14 protein-coding genes and 1 pseudogene are annotated in these 16,460 nt (G+C 61.0%); 6 read left to right on the top strand and 9 right to left on the bottom strand.

Features of this window, described 5'->3' with window-relative positions; all coding sequences use genetic code 11:
* Positions 1-504 (bottom strand): Lrp/AsnC family transcriptional regulator, encoded by a 504-nt coding sequence (locus tag IAQ70_RS03415; RefSeq protein WP_190987915.1) that lies wholly within the window; start codon positions 502-504, stop codon positions 1-3.
* 93 nt (positions 505-597) lie between these two features.
* On the opposite strand from IAQ70_RS03415, the gene hisC reads away from it, so the two are divergent.
* Positions 598-1,695, top strand: coding sequence for a histidinol-phosphate transaminase (hisC, locus tag IAQ70_RS03410; RefSeq protein WP_190987914.1), 1,098 nt, complete (start codon positions 598-600; stop codon positions 1,693-1,695).
* A 54-nt stretch (positions 1,696-1,749) separates the two neighbouring features.
* Positions 1,750-3,162, top strand: a complete 1,413-nt coding sequence (locus IAQ70_RS03405) for an amino acid permease (RefSeq protein WP_190987913.1) — start codon at positions 1,750-1,752, stop codon at positions 3,160-3,162.
* 538 nt (positions 3,163-3,700) lie between these two features.
* Here the strand turns inward: IAQ70_RS03405 and IAQ70_RS03400 are convergent.
* Positions 3,701-5,806 carry a hypothetical protein gene (locus tag IAQ70_RS03400; RefSeq protein WP_190987912.1) on the bottom strand — a complete coding sequence of 702 codons (2,106 nt, stop codon included), beginning with the start codon at positions 5,804-5,806 and terminating at the stop codon, positions 3,701-3,703.
* 390 nt (positions 5,807-6,196) lie between these two features.
* Here IAQ70_RS03400 and IAQ70_RS03395 point away from each other — a divergent pair, with 390 nt between their 5' ends.
* The 3 genes from IAQ70_RS03395 to IAQ70_RS23025 all read left to right on the top strand — a co-directional run bounded on the left by IAQ70_RS03395 (position 6,197) and on the right by IAQ70_RS23025 (position 6,777).
* Positions 6,197-6,406, top strand: a complete 210-nt coding sequence (locus IAQ70_RS03395) for a hypothetical protein (RefSeq protein ID WP_190987911.1) — start codon at positions 6,197-6,199, stop codon at positions 6,404-6,406.
* 15 nt (positions 6,407-6,421) lie between these two features.
* Positions 6,422-6,538: a transposase gene (locus IAQ70_RS23270; RefSeq protein WP_190987910.1), complete on the top strand. Its 117-nt coding sequence runs from the start codon at positions 6,422-6,424 to the stop codon at positions 6,536-6,538.
* A gap of 107 nt (positions 6,539-6,645) precedes the next feature.
* Entirely contained in the window at positions 6,646-6,777 is a 132-nt protein-coding gene (locus IAQ70_RS23025; RefSeq protein WP_263406476.1) for a hypothetical protein, read from the top strand.
* A gap of 238 nt (positions 6,778-7,015) precedes the next feature.
* On the opposite strand, the gene IAQ70_RS03385 is transcribed toward IAQ70_RS23025, so the two are convergent.
* From IAQ70_RS03385 to IAQ70_RS03365, 5 genes are all read right to left on the bottom strand, one after another.
* The gene (locus IAQ70_RS03385) at positions 7,016-8,170 is read right to left on the bottom strand and encodes an MvaI/BcnI family restriction endonuclease (protein ID WP_190987909.1); all 1,155 of its coding nucleotides are present in this window, start codon (positions 8,168-8,170) and stop codon (positions 7,016-7,018) included.
* Between the two features lie 21 nt (positions 8,171-8,191).
* The gene (locus IAQ70_RS03380) at positions 8,192-9,580 is read right to left on the bottom strand and encodes a DNA cytosine methyltransferase (RefSeq protein WP_190987908.1); all 1,389 of its coding nucleotides are present in this window, start codon (positions 9,578-9,580) and stop codon (positions 8,192-8,194) included.
* A gap of 1,118 nt (positions 9,581-10,698) precedes the next feature.
* On the bottom strand, positions 10,699-11,070 hold the full coding sequence (locus IAQ70_RS03375; protein WP_317983575.1) for a very short patch repair endonuclease: 372 nt from the start codon (positions 11,068-11,070) through the stop codon (positions 10,699-10,701).
* 23 nt (positions 11,071-11,093) lie between these two features.
* On the bottom strand, positions 11,094-11,474 hold the full coding sequence (locus IAQ70_RS03370) for an alkaline phosphatase D family protein (RefSeq protein ID WP_190987905.1): 381 nt from the start codon (positions 11,472-11,474) through the stop codon (positions 11,094-11,096).
* A gap of 715 nt (positions 11,475-12,189) precedes the next feature.
* Entirely contained in the window at positions 12,190-13,467 is a 1,278-nt protein-coding gene (locus tag IAQ70_RS03365; protein WP_190987903.1) for a helix-turn-helix domain-containing protein, read from the bottom strand.
* A 94-nt stretch (positions 13,468-13,561) separates the two neighbouring features.
* Between IAQ70_RS03365 and IAQ70_RS03360 the strand changes: the two genes are divergently transcribed.
* Positions 13,562-14,092 (top strand): hypothetical protein, encoded by a 531-nt coding sequence (locus IAQ70_RS03360; RefSeq protein ID WP_190987901.1) that lies wholly within the window; start codon positions 13,562-13,564, stop codon positions 14,090-14,092.
* A 115-nt stretch (positions 14,093-14,207) separates the two neighbouring features.
* On the opposite strand, the pseudogene IAQ70_RS22610 reads toward IAQ70_RS03360, so the two are convergent.
* Positions 14,208-14,481 (bottom strand): annotated as a pseudogene (locus tag IAQ70_RS22610) (Y-family DNA polymerase); the annotation flags it as partial.
* Between the two features lie 542 nt (positions 14,482-15,023).
* Positions 15,024-16,424 carry an HNH endonuclease family protein gene (locus IAQ70_RS03350; RefSeq protein WP_317983574.1) on the bottom strand — a complete coding sequence of 467 codons (1,401 nt, stop codon included), beginning with the start codon at positions 16,422-16,424 and terminating at the stop codon, positions 15,024-15,026.
* Positions 16,425-16,460: the final 36 nt, after the last annotated feature.

Below are 16,460 nucleotides of genomic sequence, written 5' to 3'. Positions count from 1 at the left end.
TTAGCTGGAGGAGCGGGATTCCTGGGCAGAGAGCCGGGCCAGGAGGCCGTCGTAGCGGGGTGGCATGAGTTCCAGCACGGAAATGGCCGTGCTGGTCCGCTGGATTCCCTCGATTTCCAGGATCTCGTTGGTGATGCGGTAGAGGTCGGCCGTGCTGCGAGCCACCACCTTGGCCATGAGGTCCGCGTCCCCGGTGGTGGCGTGCACCTCGATGACCTCCGGAATCGCGGCGAGACCGTCTTCCACCGCACCTGTCCGGGTCTGGCTGATGGACAGGGAGAGGAAGGCCATCAGGTCATAGCCCAGCGCGGCAGGATCCAGCCTCCGGCTGAAGGAGCGGAGGGCGCCGCTGCGCTCGAGCCGTGCCAGCCGGGCGTGGACCGTGTTCCGTGCGACGCCGAGTGTCCGGGAGAGTGCCAGGGCGCTGGCTTCGGGATCCTTGTCGAGGGCGAGAATGATCCTGCCGTCGAGGGAATCCAGGGTGCGGGGGTTCGGGATGGTCATATTTTCACCATAGACAGTAGAGGTTGAGCAGAAGTCCCAATGGGTTGAGGGTATCTTGCATTGTGGGCCGGGTCACAATCATGATCGTTGCTCATGACCCGTGATCAGATCCTGACCGCACCGGACGCTGCGCTTCCCACCCTTCGTGGCGCGGTGGCCGGACTTCCGCCCTACGTCCCGGGCCGGCGCAGCGCCGGCCTGGACATCGCAGCCCTGGCCAGCAACGAAAGCCACTACGAGCCCCTGCCCGCTGCTGCGGCTGCGGTGGCCGCGGCGGCCGGTTCCATGAACCGTTACCCCGACAGTGCCGCCGTCGAACTCCGTGAACGGCTTGCCCGCCACCTCGGCGTCACGGCCGGAGAGGTGGCGTTGGGACCCGGCAGCGTCGGCGTCCTCCAGCAGATCATCACCGGCCTGTGCGACGCCGGGGATGAGGTGATCTTCGCGTGGCGCTCCTTCGAGGCCTATCCCATCCTGGTTGAGCTGGCAGGGGCCCGGCCGGTCCGCATCCCGCTGGACGACGCTGAGGGCCACGACCTCGAGGCCATGGCCGCGGCCGTCACTGCCCGCACGAAGGTGATCCTGCTCTGCACCCCCAACAATCCCACCGGCGTGCCGATCAGCCATGAGCGCATCGAGGCCTTCCTGCGTGCGGTCCGTTCCGACATCCTCGTGGTGATCGACGAGGCCTACGTGGAATACGCTGAAGCGGGCAGCGGCCCCGATTCCCTGGCGCTCTACCGTCAGTACCCGAACGTCTGCATCCTGCGCACCTTCTCGAAGGCCTACGGGCTCGCCGGCCTGCGCGTGGGATACGCCGTGGCGGCGCCGGACATTGCTGAGGGATTGCGCCGGACAGCCCTTCCCTTCTCCGTGAGCGCGCTGGCCCAAAAGGCGGCCGTCGCATCGCTGGACGCCGGGGCGGAGATGGAAGCCCGCGTCGCCGCCGTCAAACGTGAGCGTGCCCGGATGGCCGCGCAGCTGGAAGCCCAGGGCTGGAAACTGCAGGTGAGTCAGGGCAACTTCCTGTGGATCCGTGCCGACGACCAGCTCATGGCGAGTCTGGTGGATGCCTTTGACCACGCGGGCATCATGGTCCGGGCTTACCCGGGCGACGGCGTGCGGATAACCGTTGCCGGCCCCGCCTCCAACGACCGCGTGCTCAGGGTTTTGGAAGCCCACGCAGCCTGACAACCGACTGACCCTCAACCCCAATCCGTTCCACCTACAACCAGAGGAATCCTCATGGAACAACAGACAAAGACGTCTGCCCGCCCACTTGGCGCCGCACTCAAACCCCGCCAGCTCACCATGATGGGGCTCGGAAGCGCCATCGGCGCGGGCCTCTTCATCGGCTCCGGCGCCGGCATCCAGGCCGCGGGCCCGGCGGTGCTGATCTCCTACCTCGTGGCCGGCACCCTCATCATCCTGGTGATGTGGGCCCTCGGCGAGATGGCCGCCGCCAATCCGGACAGCGGCGCCTTCTCCGTTTATACCGCCAAGGCCTACGGGCCGGTGGCCGGTGCCACCGTGGGCTGGCTCTGGTGGCTGCAGCTCGTGGTGGTCATCGCGGCCGAAGCCCTCGGTGCGGCAGGCCTGCTGGCCACCATCCTCCCGGCCCTGCCGGTGTGGCTGATGGCCTTTGTGTTCATCGTGGTGCTCACCGCCGTGAACCTCACCAGTGTGAAGAACTTCGGCGAGTTCGAGTTCTGGTTCGCGCTGCTCAAGGTGGCCGCAATCGTCGGTTTCCTGCTGGTGGGTGCCGCCCTGCTGTTCGGCTGGCTGCCGGGCGTGCAGTCGCCGGGCCTGTCCAACTTCACCGGCGCCGGCTTCGCACCCAGCGGTTTCGCCGGCATTGCCACGGCTCTCTTCGTGGTGGCGTTCGCGTTCGGCGGCACCGAGATCGTCTCCGTGGCGGCAGCCGAGACCGCAGAGCCGGCCCGCAGCGTGAAGAAGGCAGTCCGGACCGTGCTGTGGCGCATCCTGGTCTTCTACATCGGCGCTATCTTCGTGATCGCCGCCGTGGTTCCCGTGGGTTCGGCGGGACTGAAGAGCCCGTTCGCCGCGGTGCTGGACGCCGCCGGCATGCCCGGCGCAGCCACCGCCATCACCCTGGTAGCCGTCGCAGCACTGCTCTCCGCCCTCAACGCCAACCTGTACGGCGCCTCGCGGATGGCGTTCTCCTTGGCGGAGCGCGGTGAAGCGCCGCGCCTGCTCGCTTCCGTGTCCAAGGCCCGGGTTCCGGTGGTCGCGGTCCTGGCCAGCGTCGCCTTCGGCGTTGTCACGGTGGTGCTGGAGTTGGCCTTCCCCGAGAAGGTCCTTCCCGTCCTGCTCAACATCGTGGGTTCGACGTGCCTGTTGGTATGGACGTCCGCACTCCTCGCCCAGCTCGCGCTGCGCCTCCTCGCCGACCGCGACGGGACGGAGCTACCCCTGCGGATGCCCGGCTTCCCGTGGCTAACGGTGTTTGGTCTTGTCATCCTCGCGGCGATCTTCACGGTGGGCTTCATCGGCGAGGATTCCCGTCCCCAGCTCCTGAGCACCTTCGGACTCGTGGCGCTTCTGGCGGTGGCGAACTGGATTCACCACCGTTCGGGGAAGGTTGCGCCCGTTATCGAGTCTTCGGATGGTGCCAAGGAGCCGGTGTTCATCGACTGAATCGGGTGCTTTGAACCTGTTTGCCGATTCACAACCACGAAGGCCGCGTCCGGTCTGGCCGGACGCTCCCTTCGCACGGCTGTCCCCGCGCCGGAGGTTGGCCAGCGGACAGCTGGAAATCAGGACTTCGACGCGGCTGGGCTTCGTTCAGCGAGGTGAGCAGACTGGGGAAGAACGGGCGCTTGGCGACGAGGGCGGGATCCTTGAAGAGGTGGCGTGCCCGCGTGAGTGGGATCAGAGCTCGAGGCGCTTTTTGGCCTGTTCCTCGCTGGTGAAGAACTTGAGGATTCTTGTGCGGTGGCCTTGTTCGATACGAGGTGAAGGGGGCGATGGCCAGACTCCGGTCGCTCAGGGGAGACACCGCGGCCGTCAGTGCCGGCCGTCAGGGATCTGCACGGAATGGGACACGCTTTTTTGGGACCGGAACAAGACGCCTTCGCTGTCTTCGCTCATGTCATGTTCGGATTTGGCGTTTGTGTCTCGAGGAGGAAAGAGTGGGTTCCCAGATCGCGGAACCAGGGAACCCACTCGAGATTGGCTAGGAACGGAACAGGGCATCCTCGTCGAGGAGATCGTCCTCGTCAGAGAAACTGTCGTCCTCGTGTTCAGGCCCGTCTTCACCGGGTTCGGCGGCTGGTTGGACGATTGGTCCGGCCTGCGCGGCGGTGCGGCTCCAAGTGCGCAACTCGTAAGCGAGGTCGTCCAGGACCTTCCATTCCGAGTCCAGGGCAAGGCCCTCTACGTCGATGAGTGTACGGCTGTTGGGGGACTCAATTCGCTTCAGGTTGTCTGCGATGTTCCTCAGCGCGGCAACCCCTTCGACAAGCTGTCGCCGGTAGATGTCCCTGGCCACGTACGGATCTGACGAGGGATCGATCTTCCCCGACCAATTGGTGAGCTTGTACCGGTACAGGTCATCCGTCTCCAGCAGTTTCCAGTCTTCGCCGGCCTTGGTTCCGGCGATTTCGCCGTCCAGAAGACGGCGCGGGGCACGATTGCCCCGGGCGTCGAGGATCGCCTGGGCGAGCTGCTGCAACCCCGGTTCCGTGGAGACCATCTTTTCGATGATCTGCTGTGGTTCAGGCATGTACTCGCCGTTGATCCGTGAGTTCGACCTGATCAGCAGGGGCTGTCCCTGGCCGTCCTTGAGGCTCATGACGCCCTCAACCAGACAATACAATCCTAGTACGCCAAGCTCGGCCGCATCGGGCGACACCTCCGTGCTGACATCCTCGAGGTTGGCACTCTGCGCCCTCAATTTTCGGATGGCTTCATCCCGAATTTCCAAGACCGGACGGCGGGTAAGGCGTGCTGTCTTGAGCGTGGAAGCGGCCAGAACCCTCTGGATGGTCGACCGACGCCCTTTAAAGGCAGTGTCCAGCTCCAGACTCAGAGAAAGCCGACTCACCCGCATTGCGGTATCCGCCGCGAGGGCCGCTCGTTCCGATTTGAGAGGTTTCTTACCGGTAAGGGAAAGGATAGCTGCGTTGACGGCCCTGACTCGCTTAGGGTCCGCGGGCGCGACAAGCGCTTCGGTGGCCAGAAGGAGGATCTCGTCAGGGTGGAGGCCGCCGAGGGAATTGGGCAGGAGTCCGTCCGCGACGTCAGTTTCGGCTTCACCCCGAAGGATGTTGAGCAGCTTGTCCGCACCAATGCCCGATACGGCGGGCAGCATGTTCTCGGTGTGCACGGCTTCGAGGGCGATTCGGGATTTCAACGCGTTTGTCGTTGTATCCAGAAACGTCAAGGGGGGCTCGAGGTGGATGTGGCCTACGAGGGACCGGCGGACTTCGTCGAAGGGCGGCTGGACATCGTGCCCGATACCAATCTTGCGGTATCCGACAATGATCTGGGCCCGAGGCATGACACTTGACCGGAGGCGCGCCGCCGCGACCTCGCCGGCCTCGCTGTCCACGTCGGCTTCGCCCGAGTCCCTAAGCTCAATGAGCTCGAGCCGCAACTTGTTCTCGGTGGCGTCGCGCTGAAGATCGAATAGGACCTCGTCGACGTCGATCCCCGATCCGCGTTGTGCGCCTACGGTCCTGCTGAATCCGTCGGTTGCGTCAAGGATACCGATCTTGTCGTTGTCCCCCAGGGCAAGCCTCGTTATTGAGAGAAGTCCCGGGGTTTCGATTCCGCGCATGGGAATCGACCGCGAGTGGGGGTTCTTTTCCCAGATCGTCCTGGTCTGGTCGCGCAGAGAACGAACGACGAAGTCAGGGTCCCCGGATTTGAGGCCGAGGACAGGCTGGCCAGACATAGGGGTCACGTATCGGAGGGCCTTGCCGGCCTTCCAAGCGCGGTCACCTTCAAACCGAATGTTCTCGATCGAGGGAAGGATCCTCCACGTGACCACGTCGACTTCGATAAAGGTAATTTCAAACTGGCCGTAGCGGCGACTCTGTGGGTTCCGGGCAGCATCCTTGAGCTGGCTGAGGTCCGCCACCGAACGGGCGACCGTTTCGGCATCGAACGTCTGGAGGCCAAACTCGCTCATGAGGAGGTCCACGGCGGTGGCCCGGGCTTTGGAGTTCTGGGCCCGCAGGGTGGAACTCACCAGCTGGTAGGGCGTCGCGAACTGCGTGTCTTCCTTGCTCTGCTGGAGGTGGTGTGCGACTGTCGCGGCGCGGTTCTTCTCAGACATGAAAAAAGCCTCTCTGGGCTAGCTCGGGATTTGTGATCCCGCCGAAAACCCTTTGGTTTCCGGGTTCTGGGTAGCCCGCCGAGGCGAGTAACCCATATTGGCTCGGACACCCATATAAGTGTCATGGAGCACATGGGAAGAAGTACGTCGCGGTCGGCGTTCGGTCACCTCAACGAGCCACCCAAATAAATCAGTGGGTGCGCTTTCGAGTACTGACCTGGTCGATCCCCGCATTCCGCGAAGTACCATTCATGTAATCTAGGAACCTATCAGTGGAATTTCCTCGCGTCAACCTTCGGCGTTGACTCATAGAAAACCTCCGCGTAGCCGGATACGATGCCTCATTTGAAAACCTCCGCGTAGCGGCGTGGCTCTACATGGTGGAAGCGGATGCGGGCCATGCTCGTTTTTATGAAGCTCACGATGATTCAGCGGCAGGCTGTGACAAAGAAGAAAGCCCTCGCTTACAAGGGCGCGGATAGTGCAGAGAAGACCCGGATCCTGAACGAGCTGGTTGAGCTGACCGGTTGGCACCGCGACTACGCCAGATTCCGTGATGGCCCCTCTGGCCTGGTGTATCGACCTGCTCACGACAATTGATGAACCGGGGCCGACATGGCCCAGTTCCCGACCGCTGCTCACCTTGCATCGTGGGCAGGAGTTTGCCCCAGACACAATGAATCCGCCGGCAATTCAAATCCAGCCAGGTACGCCCTGGAAACACCCACCTGAAAGGCGCAGTTGGCATAGCCGCCATGGCAGCAGTCAGAACCAACGGCACGTTGTGGTAATCAATTTACAAGCGGCTGACATCACACAGAGGGCCGATGAGGGCATTGTTGGCAATCGAGCATTCCGTGATCGTCCCCATCTGGAACATGCTCAGTACAGGCACAGTGCTCGAAGACGTAGTTTCCGACCACGTGCAGCGAACCCACCGCAGGACAACCGAGCGCCACGCCGTCAGCTAACTCGACCAACTTGGCTACGACGTTCAACTCATACCCACCGCCCCGAGAACCTAGACGGTATCACCCACGCCCACCGCCGTACTACGACGGTGCGATCACTGCTGTCACCGAATCAAGCAGGTGCATCCTTACCCGTCATTTTCAGGTCAGGCAACTGGACCTTCCGCTGACTGTTGGGATCAGGCACTGGAAGGAAAAAATCGAGGTCTCTGCACAGCCGTAACTGCCCAGGACGGTGTCATGACAGGAGGTAGCGTTTGGAGTAGCCGAACAGGGACTCCAACTCGCCAAGTGCAACCTTGAACAGATAGCCGTGGTCGCCATCTTCTCGGATGAGTAGATCCATGGTTATGGCCCCCTTCCGCAGGAGGGGGGTCAGCGCATCTGGATGTGGGTTTCGCGTGTGGCGAGCGGCCCGGAAAAACAAGTATTCTTTGTCCTGCACTTGGCGCACGGCGGCCTCAATCCATAATGTTTCGGCATGCTTATGGGCGATGCGGTTCCTTAGCGTTTCCAACCTCCACAGGACCACCTCGTGGGGGTCGAGTTCGTTCTCCCGGACGCGAAGGAGATCCGCATCACGGTCTATCTGGAGGTATAAGCCCTGCGGGTTGGCTTTCCGGGCGCTTACCGTGCACGAGAGAGCACGACCGTCCGGCGTGTCGTATCCGAAGGCATCGAGTAGCTCCCCTGATCCGGAGTAAAGGCTATGATTCCAGTCCGGGATCTGGGCGAACATCGTTGCCCTTCGACCACCGGACCTCGCGGACTTTAGCTCTATGCCGCGAAAGTCCGCTTCTTTTGATGAATTCATTTTGATGCCGAGCTCCGACTCGAGGAGTCTGCCGACAGCTGTTGGCCCGTTGACTGGCGCTGGAATAAATCCCTTTGCGGAGATTGTCCGCAACCGCGAGAGGAGATCCTCCAGAACGCTGGGGTCGGATTCGGGTGCCTCCGCCTTGACGTCTGGGATTCCGGCGCGAGCCAGCATCAGCCTGGCATCCGCGCGCGAGCCGTTGGTAATCCAGAGTTTCCCTGCATGCCAGAGGCAAACGATGAGGTCACCCGGTTCGGCAATCGTTGGCAGGGCCCCGAACCACATGCGTGGATCCCCTCGTTTCGTGTGGGGACGGTACAAGGATGCAGTGGATTCCACGGCATGGCCTGTCCAGTCGATTAGGACGGCTGGAATCTTCTGCTTGTTCTCGCTGCCAGGTCGCTGGAGGTCGAATTGATGGGCGCCGGCCTCCTGAAGGAAGAGCCGGAACGGAATTGTTGCGTCCAAGATGAACTTTTCCAAACCCGTCCGAGACGGTCGAAAGGTGCCGAACTCTACTCCCGCTCTTTCCAGTAAGCCCATGTTGAGAATTTCCTGCTGTGAATAGAGCTCCATCGCTTGCATATTCCCCAATTGCTAGTTTCGCCCATCCGCTCCCAGTATTCCCGCGATCATTTTACCCACGGCATGGGACAAAAACGGGGAGACAGCATTTCCGACTTGTGAGTACTGCGGTACTTCGAACCTCCTGCGGGTGGAACCAGTCGTTTCTTTACCCTGAAACTCGAAGTCATCGGGGAAGCCCTGAAACCGTGCCAGCTCGCGGACGGTAAAGATTCTCGGGACGCTCGGGTGAACGTAGTCGTCCGGCAATGTGACGACTGTGGGAGCCTGAGCATCCCAATGAAGCGCTTTTTGGGAGTGTTTTTTCGTGGACAGACGCGATAATTCTCGTGACATTCCGGCCTCGTCTCTGGCTATTACCGTTCCGTCCGGTGCTACCGCAGGGTAGTTCTTACCTCGGACTATTTTTATGACTTCATCGGTTGAAAGGCCGCGTGCGATGTCTGACAGTATCCGGGGAGGTACAGAGTTGTCGCGCATCCACTGGTATAGGCGGAATCGATCTTGCGTGCGTACCGCATGTTTTCGCGGGCTTTGGTTGCCCGGATGGTCCTGGCTGGGAGGAGCCGGGGGCAGTCCCCACAGCGTCTTAGCCCGAACCTGTTCCCTGAAGATGCGTGACCTTTCGGTGTTCACTTGAGGCAGGACCGATTGCAGGTCGGCGATGGCGTCCGCAATGGTCGGCGCATTCGATTTATCGACAATGGGCGCCGGTGCAAGCGGAGGCTTGGTTGCTGCCTCAGGCGAACACAGGAAAGAAGATCGCCAGAGTGATCCGGTCGACCGTATCGACATCCTGTCAGCCACATCCTGGCGTAGTCCAATAATCATCAATCGTGGGCGATTCTGGGGTGCCCCATAATGGACGGCGTTAACCGCCACGCCCTGAACCTCGTAACCGGGTGTGGTCTCTCTCAATGCCTGCTGAAGCTGACTGAACGCCGAGTCTTCATCGCTCGAGAAACGGTGGCTCATGCCAACGACGTTTTCGATAACGACGGCCTTGGGTCGGGTCCGTTCAACGAACGAAAGGTATTCCCAGGGGAGTTTGTTGCGTATGTCCTCTGGGTTTCGGCGCCCTGCCAGCGAGAAGCCTTGGCAGGGAGGTCCTCCAACGACCAGATCCAATTCTTCTGCGGCGAAGAACTCCATAAGGCCTTCGTTCTCCAATATGCCATTCAGCTCGGAAACGGCCACCCCGCGCTTGGCCTGCAGCTCGAGTGGTTGGTCTACATAGGCTTCCCAACGCCGGATGTCGGACATAGGCTCACGGAAGTTATGGTAAAAAGTTCGCGCTGCCATATCGGATTTTTCCACTGCCAGAAGGAGCTCACCTCCGGCCCGCTCGATTCCAAGAGATAAACCCCCACAGCCGGAAAACAGGTCAACGTACTTCATCATTCCTCCATTGTGGACGGACATCACTCTGATGTCCAGGCGGCCTGTTTCAGGCCCGAGCCCCGATGTCTGGGCAGCGTCGTCACGCGAAAAGTCAGGTACCTAATCATGCCGCATGAATCAAGGGGCAACCGTGCCGATCTCGCCGCAACGATGCGTACGCCAGAGCGCTGGAATGCCCCGCGGGCTTTTTCCGATGGCTCCAAAGAGGGTCTCGGGTCCCGAGAAGAGAATTTTACACATGTCCAAAGATTCGCGTTCAGGTCACTAGCCTCCATCCTCCACGAAGTCCGGTTTTGGTCTTTGAAGACTCGGTAGCCGCCTCACACTGTTGATTATTGGGGTCGGGTATGACAATTTGGCCGCTGACCCCCTTGGGCGGCGGTGTGCACGGCGCTTTTAAAGGCGGCGTAGTTGTCCCGTCCGTCGACAGAGACGACTGCAACGGTCCTGTGGGACAGGGCATCCTCCCCCCTGACGCCTGCAATGCCATCAGCTGATGGCCGGAGAGGGTGGCGGCTGAAGACATCGCGAGTAATGGTTGCCTGCCCTTGCAAAGTTGCTACCGCCCACAGAAAGTGGAGCCAAAGTGATGCGCCGAGCCCACCGCCCTCGGCCGCGGCGTGACTCCGCTCCCTGAGACTCCGATAGAGGTGGCGAAGTTCTAAGGTGCTCTACCCCAGCCATCGATCAGCCCGGAACCTTGTCCTTGACTGCGAAGGGGGTGCCTAGGTGACGGGGCATTCAGGCGCCGTGGCGTAGGCCAGAGCGCGGAAGCTACCGCCGGGTGCGTCGCTGATGACCTTCGTGTTCAGGTATCCGTGGTTGTCGTTATAGGTCATCAGTCCCGCGTTCAAGCATGACCGGATCAAGCGTTGACCTGAAGCGTGGCCGGGGACGTGATCGTTGTGCGCGACTGATTCACCGCAAGGATGCATTCACCGCCGACTTTCAGATACTGAACTACGTCACGAGACTGGGTGCGCCAGCCGCCAGCCGTCGCCCGCCCTCGCGATCCAGAACGGAGCGTCGCGGCTTATAGCTTTCGAAACCTGCATGCCGGAAGTTGAATCACAAAATCCTCGGTGGCTAGGCCGGTCGAAAATCGGCCCGCTCGTACTTCAATGACCTAAAAAGAGCCTGACGTCGCGGAGGAGGTCAGCGTCGGTTAGGATTTCGCATTCCCAGACGTCGAGATAGCGCCACCCCTGATCCACTAACTGGATGCGCTGTCTGCCGTCCCGTTCCTGATTCCGCCGTCGCTTGTCTGCCCAGAACTCCGTGTTGCTTTTCGGTAAGCGTGACCCCACTGGACAATCATGGCCATGCCAAAAGCACCCGTTGACAAAGATGACCTTCCTGCGCCCGGCGAATACTAAGTCCGGTTTTCCGGGCAATCGGCGATCGTGGAGGCGGTACCGAAGCCCGGCGCGATGTAGCATTCGCCGCAGCATCAGCTCTGGTTTTGTGTCTTTGGAGCGTATTTTTGCCATGTGGGCGCTTCGTCGCTCAGGGCTCATGAAGTCAGCCATATTCCTATTTTAGGTTCGCCCGGTCGATAGCCAATAGTGAACGGCACCGGACTGTCAGCGTTAAAGTTCGTCGATCTCGGGTGCCCGGTTCCTGACCTTTCGGGGAAGAAGACCTGCTGTCCCAGGATGTCCCAACGCTGGTGGAGTTGCGGAAGCCGTCCAGCAGCCACTTCTCCTGCTCGGCGCCGGTGATGGTGCGGTCTTCGGCCTTCGGCCACGATTTTCTTCCAGCCGTTGCCGGCAAGCTGGTCGTCGCGGTACTGCCGGGTGTCCATCATGTGGAAGTTGGCCAGCTGGCCCCACTGGATGGTGCGGTAGATCTTCATGTCGAACCTGGCCGGCGCGGACCAGGCCCGCAGCGGCATGTTCTCGTAGTACGCCTGGAACGCGGCGGGACCGGCGCTGTCGGAACCGCTCCGTGGTGTCGTCCGAGATCAACGTCCAAGGCGGCGTCGGTCACCTCCGATGGCTGAGAGGGAGGCACCTGCTCCGCTCAAAGCAGCATGAGTTTCCCCGTGCTCTATTGTGGGACGGGGCGAGCGAGCGGACCCTTTCCACGGCAGGAGGAGTGAATGCATGGGGCAGTCGCACTACGAAGAACACAGGAACCGCTTTGCGTTGCTGAACTTTCCGGAGCCCCAATGGTGGCGTCCCCCACCGATCGGCGCACTAGGGGCCATAATTGCACACGGGAGTCTAGACAAGGGTGTCGCTGCGTTGGTATCCATGCCGACCGGTTCTGGGAAGTAACGTCCTGTCTGCGACACCTAGCAAATCCTTGGCGTCAAATATCTTACTTTTTCAGTTAGCGCCGGGCATTGCTTCAAGACTTATGTCGCCTCGCGTAACCAGACCAGGGGAGTGAACTCGGGGCCACGTGGGCTTGTCATTCTGCTGCGCCGAAGGACCCCGGCCCGATATATCGTTCAAAGACGCTATCCAACTTGAGCCTCCTACGCCCGGTCTCGTAACCCCAAGGGTTTCGAGGCGCAGAGGTTTCGAGACACCGAGTCGGGCTAGGAGAAAGGAGTCGGCCGCCCTCAGCCGGAACGCTCAGCGGGCGGTGCTCAAGCGAATGTTTTATCGGGCGACTTGGCTGAAGGACTGTTCAATTGCGAAGTCGATGAACTCGTGTTCAAGCTCGCGGCCCGCTTCCAGTTCGGGCGCGATTTGAGGAACGGAGTTCTCATCGACGATCTCGGCGTAAATGGCATCTTTCGGTGCGCCCTGCTTCAGGTTCATGCCGATTGGCAGCGCGAGCACCGTCAGGCACGCCAAGACGATTTCCGCCACGCGCCGCACTGAAGCCTGCTTTGAAGGATCAAGTTCAGACCATGAAACATCGCCTTGATCAGGCAACGCGCGCTCTATGGTGCGTCGGTGGTTGCTCGCAGCGAGTAGTGCCACCGTCAAGATCTCGTTGATCCTCCTCGCGCGAGTCACGAACCTGCGCACGATGACCTCATTCGCCTTAAAGTCAGTCTCCGCTTGTTGGATCTTCTGCTCGACCAACTTCTGCTTCTCCAGGATGCGTCCGCCACTCGCCAATACAGCACCCGCAACCGCCGCGATCACCGGCAACGCCACAAGCCCGGTGAGCAGCGCGGTTCCACCCGCGATCCCCAAGCCGCCCGCGGCCAAGCTGCCTCCCCCGATTGCGGCGAGAGTCGCCGATGTGGCGGCAGCACCAGACAAGCTTGAGATCGCCGCACCCGTGGACGCGGTAGCGATGCTCGCGACCGTCATGTACGTGGCAGTTGCAGCTCCGGCTCCAACCGCTGCACCGGCGCCACTCCCGAGAACGCCGGCGCCCAGCAGTGCGAAGATGCTCTTGCTGGTCTTCAACTGCGCGTCGTTGAGTGCGTCAGAGAACTCCCGGTTCGCGTGCGAGGGCTGAACGTCCGCGTGCACGATCACATCTTCCGGCAGGTCGGCAACGCGTGTCAGAAGTCGAGAGAATGGATCGACCACTTCGCGGTCAAACTCTTTGACATTCTCGACGAGAAGTTGCGCGATCTCATCGGCCACGTGTTTATCGTTCTCTGCCCGCGCCTTGAGTCGGTTGGCTCGTTCGCCGTTCTTCTTCGCAAGCTTCATCGCGTCTACGACCTTCAGGCTCGCGCTTTTGCGCTTGTCCGAATGCGCCTCGGAGCTTGCAGCTTCCTGGACGGCCCTCGCCTTCTCGGGCAGATGAGACGACAGAGCCTGGATGAACGCTTCAGACGGGGCGCGCGCGCCGCTTTCGATCTTCGAAATCAGGACGGTGCTGAAGCCAAGAGTTTCGGCGAGCTTTGCTTGACTCCAGCCAAGGCTCTTGCGCGCCTCGGCAAGGACTTCGCCTGCGGATCGATTGCCCATAGCTTTGACACCTTACTGATACTTGTATAGGTTCAACTCATACATAGATGTGTACTCGTATATACGCATTCTAGATCAGGAAGGAACCAAGCTCATGGACAACCATGCTCATGGATTATCCGCACGAGGCATCGGCAAGCAAATCGGTGCGACCGCCGTGGAAGTCAATTGTCTGCTGAAGAACCAGGGGTTCCTCTACGGCGAACCAGGTGCGTACGGCCTTACGCCAAAGGGCAAGGAGTTCGGGGTTCAACAGGTCCACGACAATGGATACGGCGGATTCACGCACCGGTTCTGGGAGACGACGCACTTTGCTCCCAACATCACCGAAGTTCTCGACTCCGCGCCTGAAAGGCTCGCGGAGGTGCGCGAGGACATCTTGGTGCGCAAGGAAGCGCTGAGCGCCGCAAGGAAGGTCGCGCAGGCCCAGGCGGAGGCGCACTTCCAAGCATTCCAGAAGAGCAAGGAAGCGGCCATGGTCGAGCACGAGATCGATCCGCAAAAGGTGTGGCTCGTCATTGCCGGCATCGTGGTAATCGTAGGCGCCAGCTATGGCGCCTACAAGGGGGTTCAGTGGTATAGGCGTAAGAAGGCAGCGCAGACAGACCCCGACATGGGCATGTAGGTGCGACAACTTCGGCAGCTACGAGGCAGTGAACTTGACGAGTCCAGCTGGGCAGTTGGGAGCCCGAGACCGCTGCAACCAATCTCACATGTCGGAATGCAAGTGGCGGGCCGAGGCCCATCAGGGATTCCCGGTCGGTGGCGGGGACGGAGTCCCAGTGGCAGACCCCGCCGAAGCCGGGGTTGTTCTTCGCCCACTTGTTCGCCAGTTTCGCCAGAGTCTTCGTGGCGGCGATCCCCACGCAGACCGGGACTCCGACGTTCCGCCGGACCGCTCTTCATCGCCCGGCCCAGCGCGAGGAGTTCGGCCGACGTGCCTTTGACGCCGAGGAAAGCCTCGTCGATGCTGTACACCTCCAGCCAGGCAGAGTAGGGGCCCAGCAGCTCTACTGGTAGGTGCGCATATCAGGAAGTGCACTATTCGACGTCTGAGGGTGCGACGGGACGGCCGTAAGGGGCGACGCGGCGGAGAGGGCAGCTCTGATACTGCTAAGGCGGTAGGTACAGCCGAAGCGCGGGTCCGTGTAGCAGGGAGCGGCTACTGCATTATTCGCAAAGATCTTCAGCGGTGGAAGGAGTCTCTGTCGTGGCCTTGGGCATGTGATCGCTCGGATTCATCAAAAGTTGCACCACATAGTGATAGTGGGTGCACTGCGCACCCCTCTTCGGGACGTGACCTCGTAGACCTGACCCAGTTCCAAGCCTCCGCCCAAACCATCCTGAAACAGAACATCCGTTGTCCGACCCCACGACCCGGGCCGACCCAGACCACTTCGCCACCGACATCCGCGCTCCTCCAAGAAGCGCTTCACGCCGAACCCTGACCTTGGGCCGGCCTCGAGCCCACAAAAATCGGAGGGCCCCGCAAGGTCCTGATGCCCGTAGCCCCCTATAGAGTGGAGCACCTCCCACGGCCTCACGAGCCCCGAAGGTCACGCGCCGGTGGCACCAGCAGACACGTTGCACGCCGCGTGTTCGGCTTGGCCGTTCTCGACCACGGTCCGCCCGCCCAGCGACCAGGCCAATTTATGCCCGGCGTGGAATTCGTCCCATTCGACAACCTCGCCGCACCTAGCACAAATCTTGTCGGCCGAATGCGCCCAGATTAGGCGGCGTTGTGTTTCGGTGAAGGCGGACTTGCCGTCGAGCGTCGATACCATGCCGTTGATAACTTCGACCCAGACATCTATGCGCTCCTGACGGCGGGCCTTCGAGTTGGTCTGCCCGCCCAGGAACCCACGACCGTACTGCTCCACGAGGGGTTCGAATTCCCCAGGCGAAGGAGTCTCGCCCTTGCGGACCTTATCCACGTACTTTTCGGTCTCGGAGCGAAATGCCGACACCACGTCAATCAACTCCTTGCCCAGTCTGTCCATCTGTGGCTTACTCAGGGGCCCACGCACGTGTAGTGCGCCCACCAACCCGTAGAGGTCGTGCTCGCAGGACGAAGGAAAGTGGTATGCCTGCAGACTGGTCTCTTGGGCCAGTTGCCAGATCTGCAGGAGGATTGCGCGGAGCCGCTTGGTCCCTTCGGCCAGCTTCTTCGCAGCGTCACCCTTCGGATCCCGGTATAGGCCGTAGAACTCGTCGAGCGAGTCGCGTCGGTGCTGCACGTCGTGGAGCACCAGGACCAGCAGTTCAGAGATCAGCTGTAGGTCCTGCATGCGGTCCCACGATCCGGCCGAGATCCCGCCCATCTTGACGAGAAGCGAAGACGCCGACGTGCCGCTCTCACCGAAGGCGGCTAAATCAAGGTCGTTGATGTAGTCGATGACCGTTTGGAGGAAAGCGGTGCCCGTGAAGAAGGCATTTCGGATCTCTTGGGGCTTCAAAGCGTAAGTGCTTCGGTTCATGCGGGCAAAGGATCTAATAGCGGCCGATCGATCGCCCCGCACAAGGAAAATCGGGATCTGGTACTGCCCCAGCCTCATTTTGTACTGGATCCCCAAGTCGGAGTACAGCCGATCGTGGTAGTTAACCGTAACCTCATCGTTCGCAACGTCGAATTCGTCGTCGTCGAGACCAGCCTTTTCGATGTACGAAGTTTTGATCGTGAGCTTGTCACCGAGGAAGTTCAGGAGCGAAGTCAGCCTCTGCTTTCCATCAATGACTTCGTAGACGTCGTATCCCTGCGAGGAGTCGACGTACAGCGTGATCGCACCGATGGGGACACCCCGAGCGATCGAGTCGATTAGCAGCATCTGGTCCTTGGGTGCCCATACTGGGCGCCGCTGGTACTCAGGTGAGACGATTAGAGTCCCTGACGACCGCGCCTGCTCAAATGCGGAAACCTGCCACGCGTCAACCCTGATTTCACTCGCCCCAGTCGTCACTGCTGCCACCCTTCACATCGTCGACATCTCGCTGCA

Origin of the sequence: Pseudarthrobacter sulfonivorans (assembly GCF_014712225.1) — a bacterium.
Classification (GTDB): Bacteria; Actinomycetota; Actinomycetes; order Actinomycetales; family Micrococcaceae; genus Arthrobacter; species Arthrobacter sulfonivorans.
Note: the sequence above shows the minus strand (reverse complement) of the source record. Positions and strands in the feature narration are given on the sequence as shown.

What these genes read in the sequence shown, in the direction of transcription:
- IAQ70_RS03365 (WP_190987903.1), bottom strand. Translation starts at nt 13,467, where the DNA reads ATGGGCAATCGATCCGCAGGCGAAGTCCTTGCCGAGGCGCGCAAGAGC.
- IAQ70_RS23270 (WP_190987910.1), top strand. Translation starts at nt 6,422, where the DNA reads ATGGCCCAGTTCCCGACCGCTGCTCACCTTGCATCGTGGGCAGGAGTT.
- IAQ70_RS03370 (WP_190987905.1), bottom strand. Translation starts at nt 11,474, where the DNA reads ATGCCGCTGCGGGCCTGGTCCGCGCCGGCCAGGTTCGACATGAAGATC.
- IAQ70_RS03380 (WP_190987908.1), bottom strand. Translation starts at nt 9,580, where the DNA reads ATGATGAAGTACGTTGACCTGTTTTCCGGCTGTGGGGGTTTATCTCTT.
- IAQ70_RS03415 (WP_190987915.1), bottom strand. Translation starts at nt 504, where the DNA reads ATGACCATCCCGAACCCCCGCACCCTGGATTCCCTCGACGGCAGGATC.
- IAQ70_RS03395 (WP_190987911.1), top strand. Translation starts at nt 6,197, where the DNA reads ATGCGGGCCATGCTCGTTTTTATGAAGCTCACGATGATTCAGCGGCAG.
- IAQ70_RS03400 (WP_190987912.1), bottom strand. Translation starts at nt 5,806, where the DNA reads ATGTCTGAGAAGAACCGCGCCGCGACAGTCGCACACCACCTCCAGCAG.
- IAQ70_RS03385 (WP_190987909.1), bottom strand. Translation starts at nt 8,170, where the DNA reads ATGGAGCTCTATTCACAGCAGGAAATTCTCAACATGGGCTTACTGGAA.
- IAQ70_RS03405 (WP_190987913.1), top strand. Translation starts at nt 1,750, where the DNA reads ATGGAACAACAGACAAAGACGTCTGCCCGCCCACTTGGCGCCGCACTC.
- IAQ70_RS03360 (WP_190987901.1), top strand. Translation starts at nt 13,562, where the DNA reads ATGGACAACCATGCTCATGGATTATCCGCACGAGGCATCGGCAAGCAA.
- IAQ70_RS03375 (WP_317983575.1), bottom strand. Translation starts at nt 11,070, where the DNA reads ATGGCAAAAATACGCTCCAAAGACACAAAACCAGAGCTGATGCTGCGG.
- hisC (WP_190987914.1), top strand. Translation starts at nt 598, where the DNA reads ATGACCCGTGATCAGATCCTGACCGCACCGGACGCTGCGCTTCCCACC.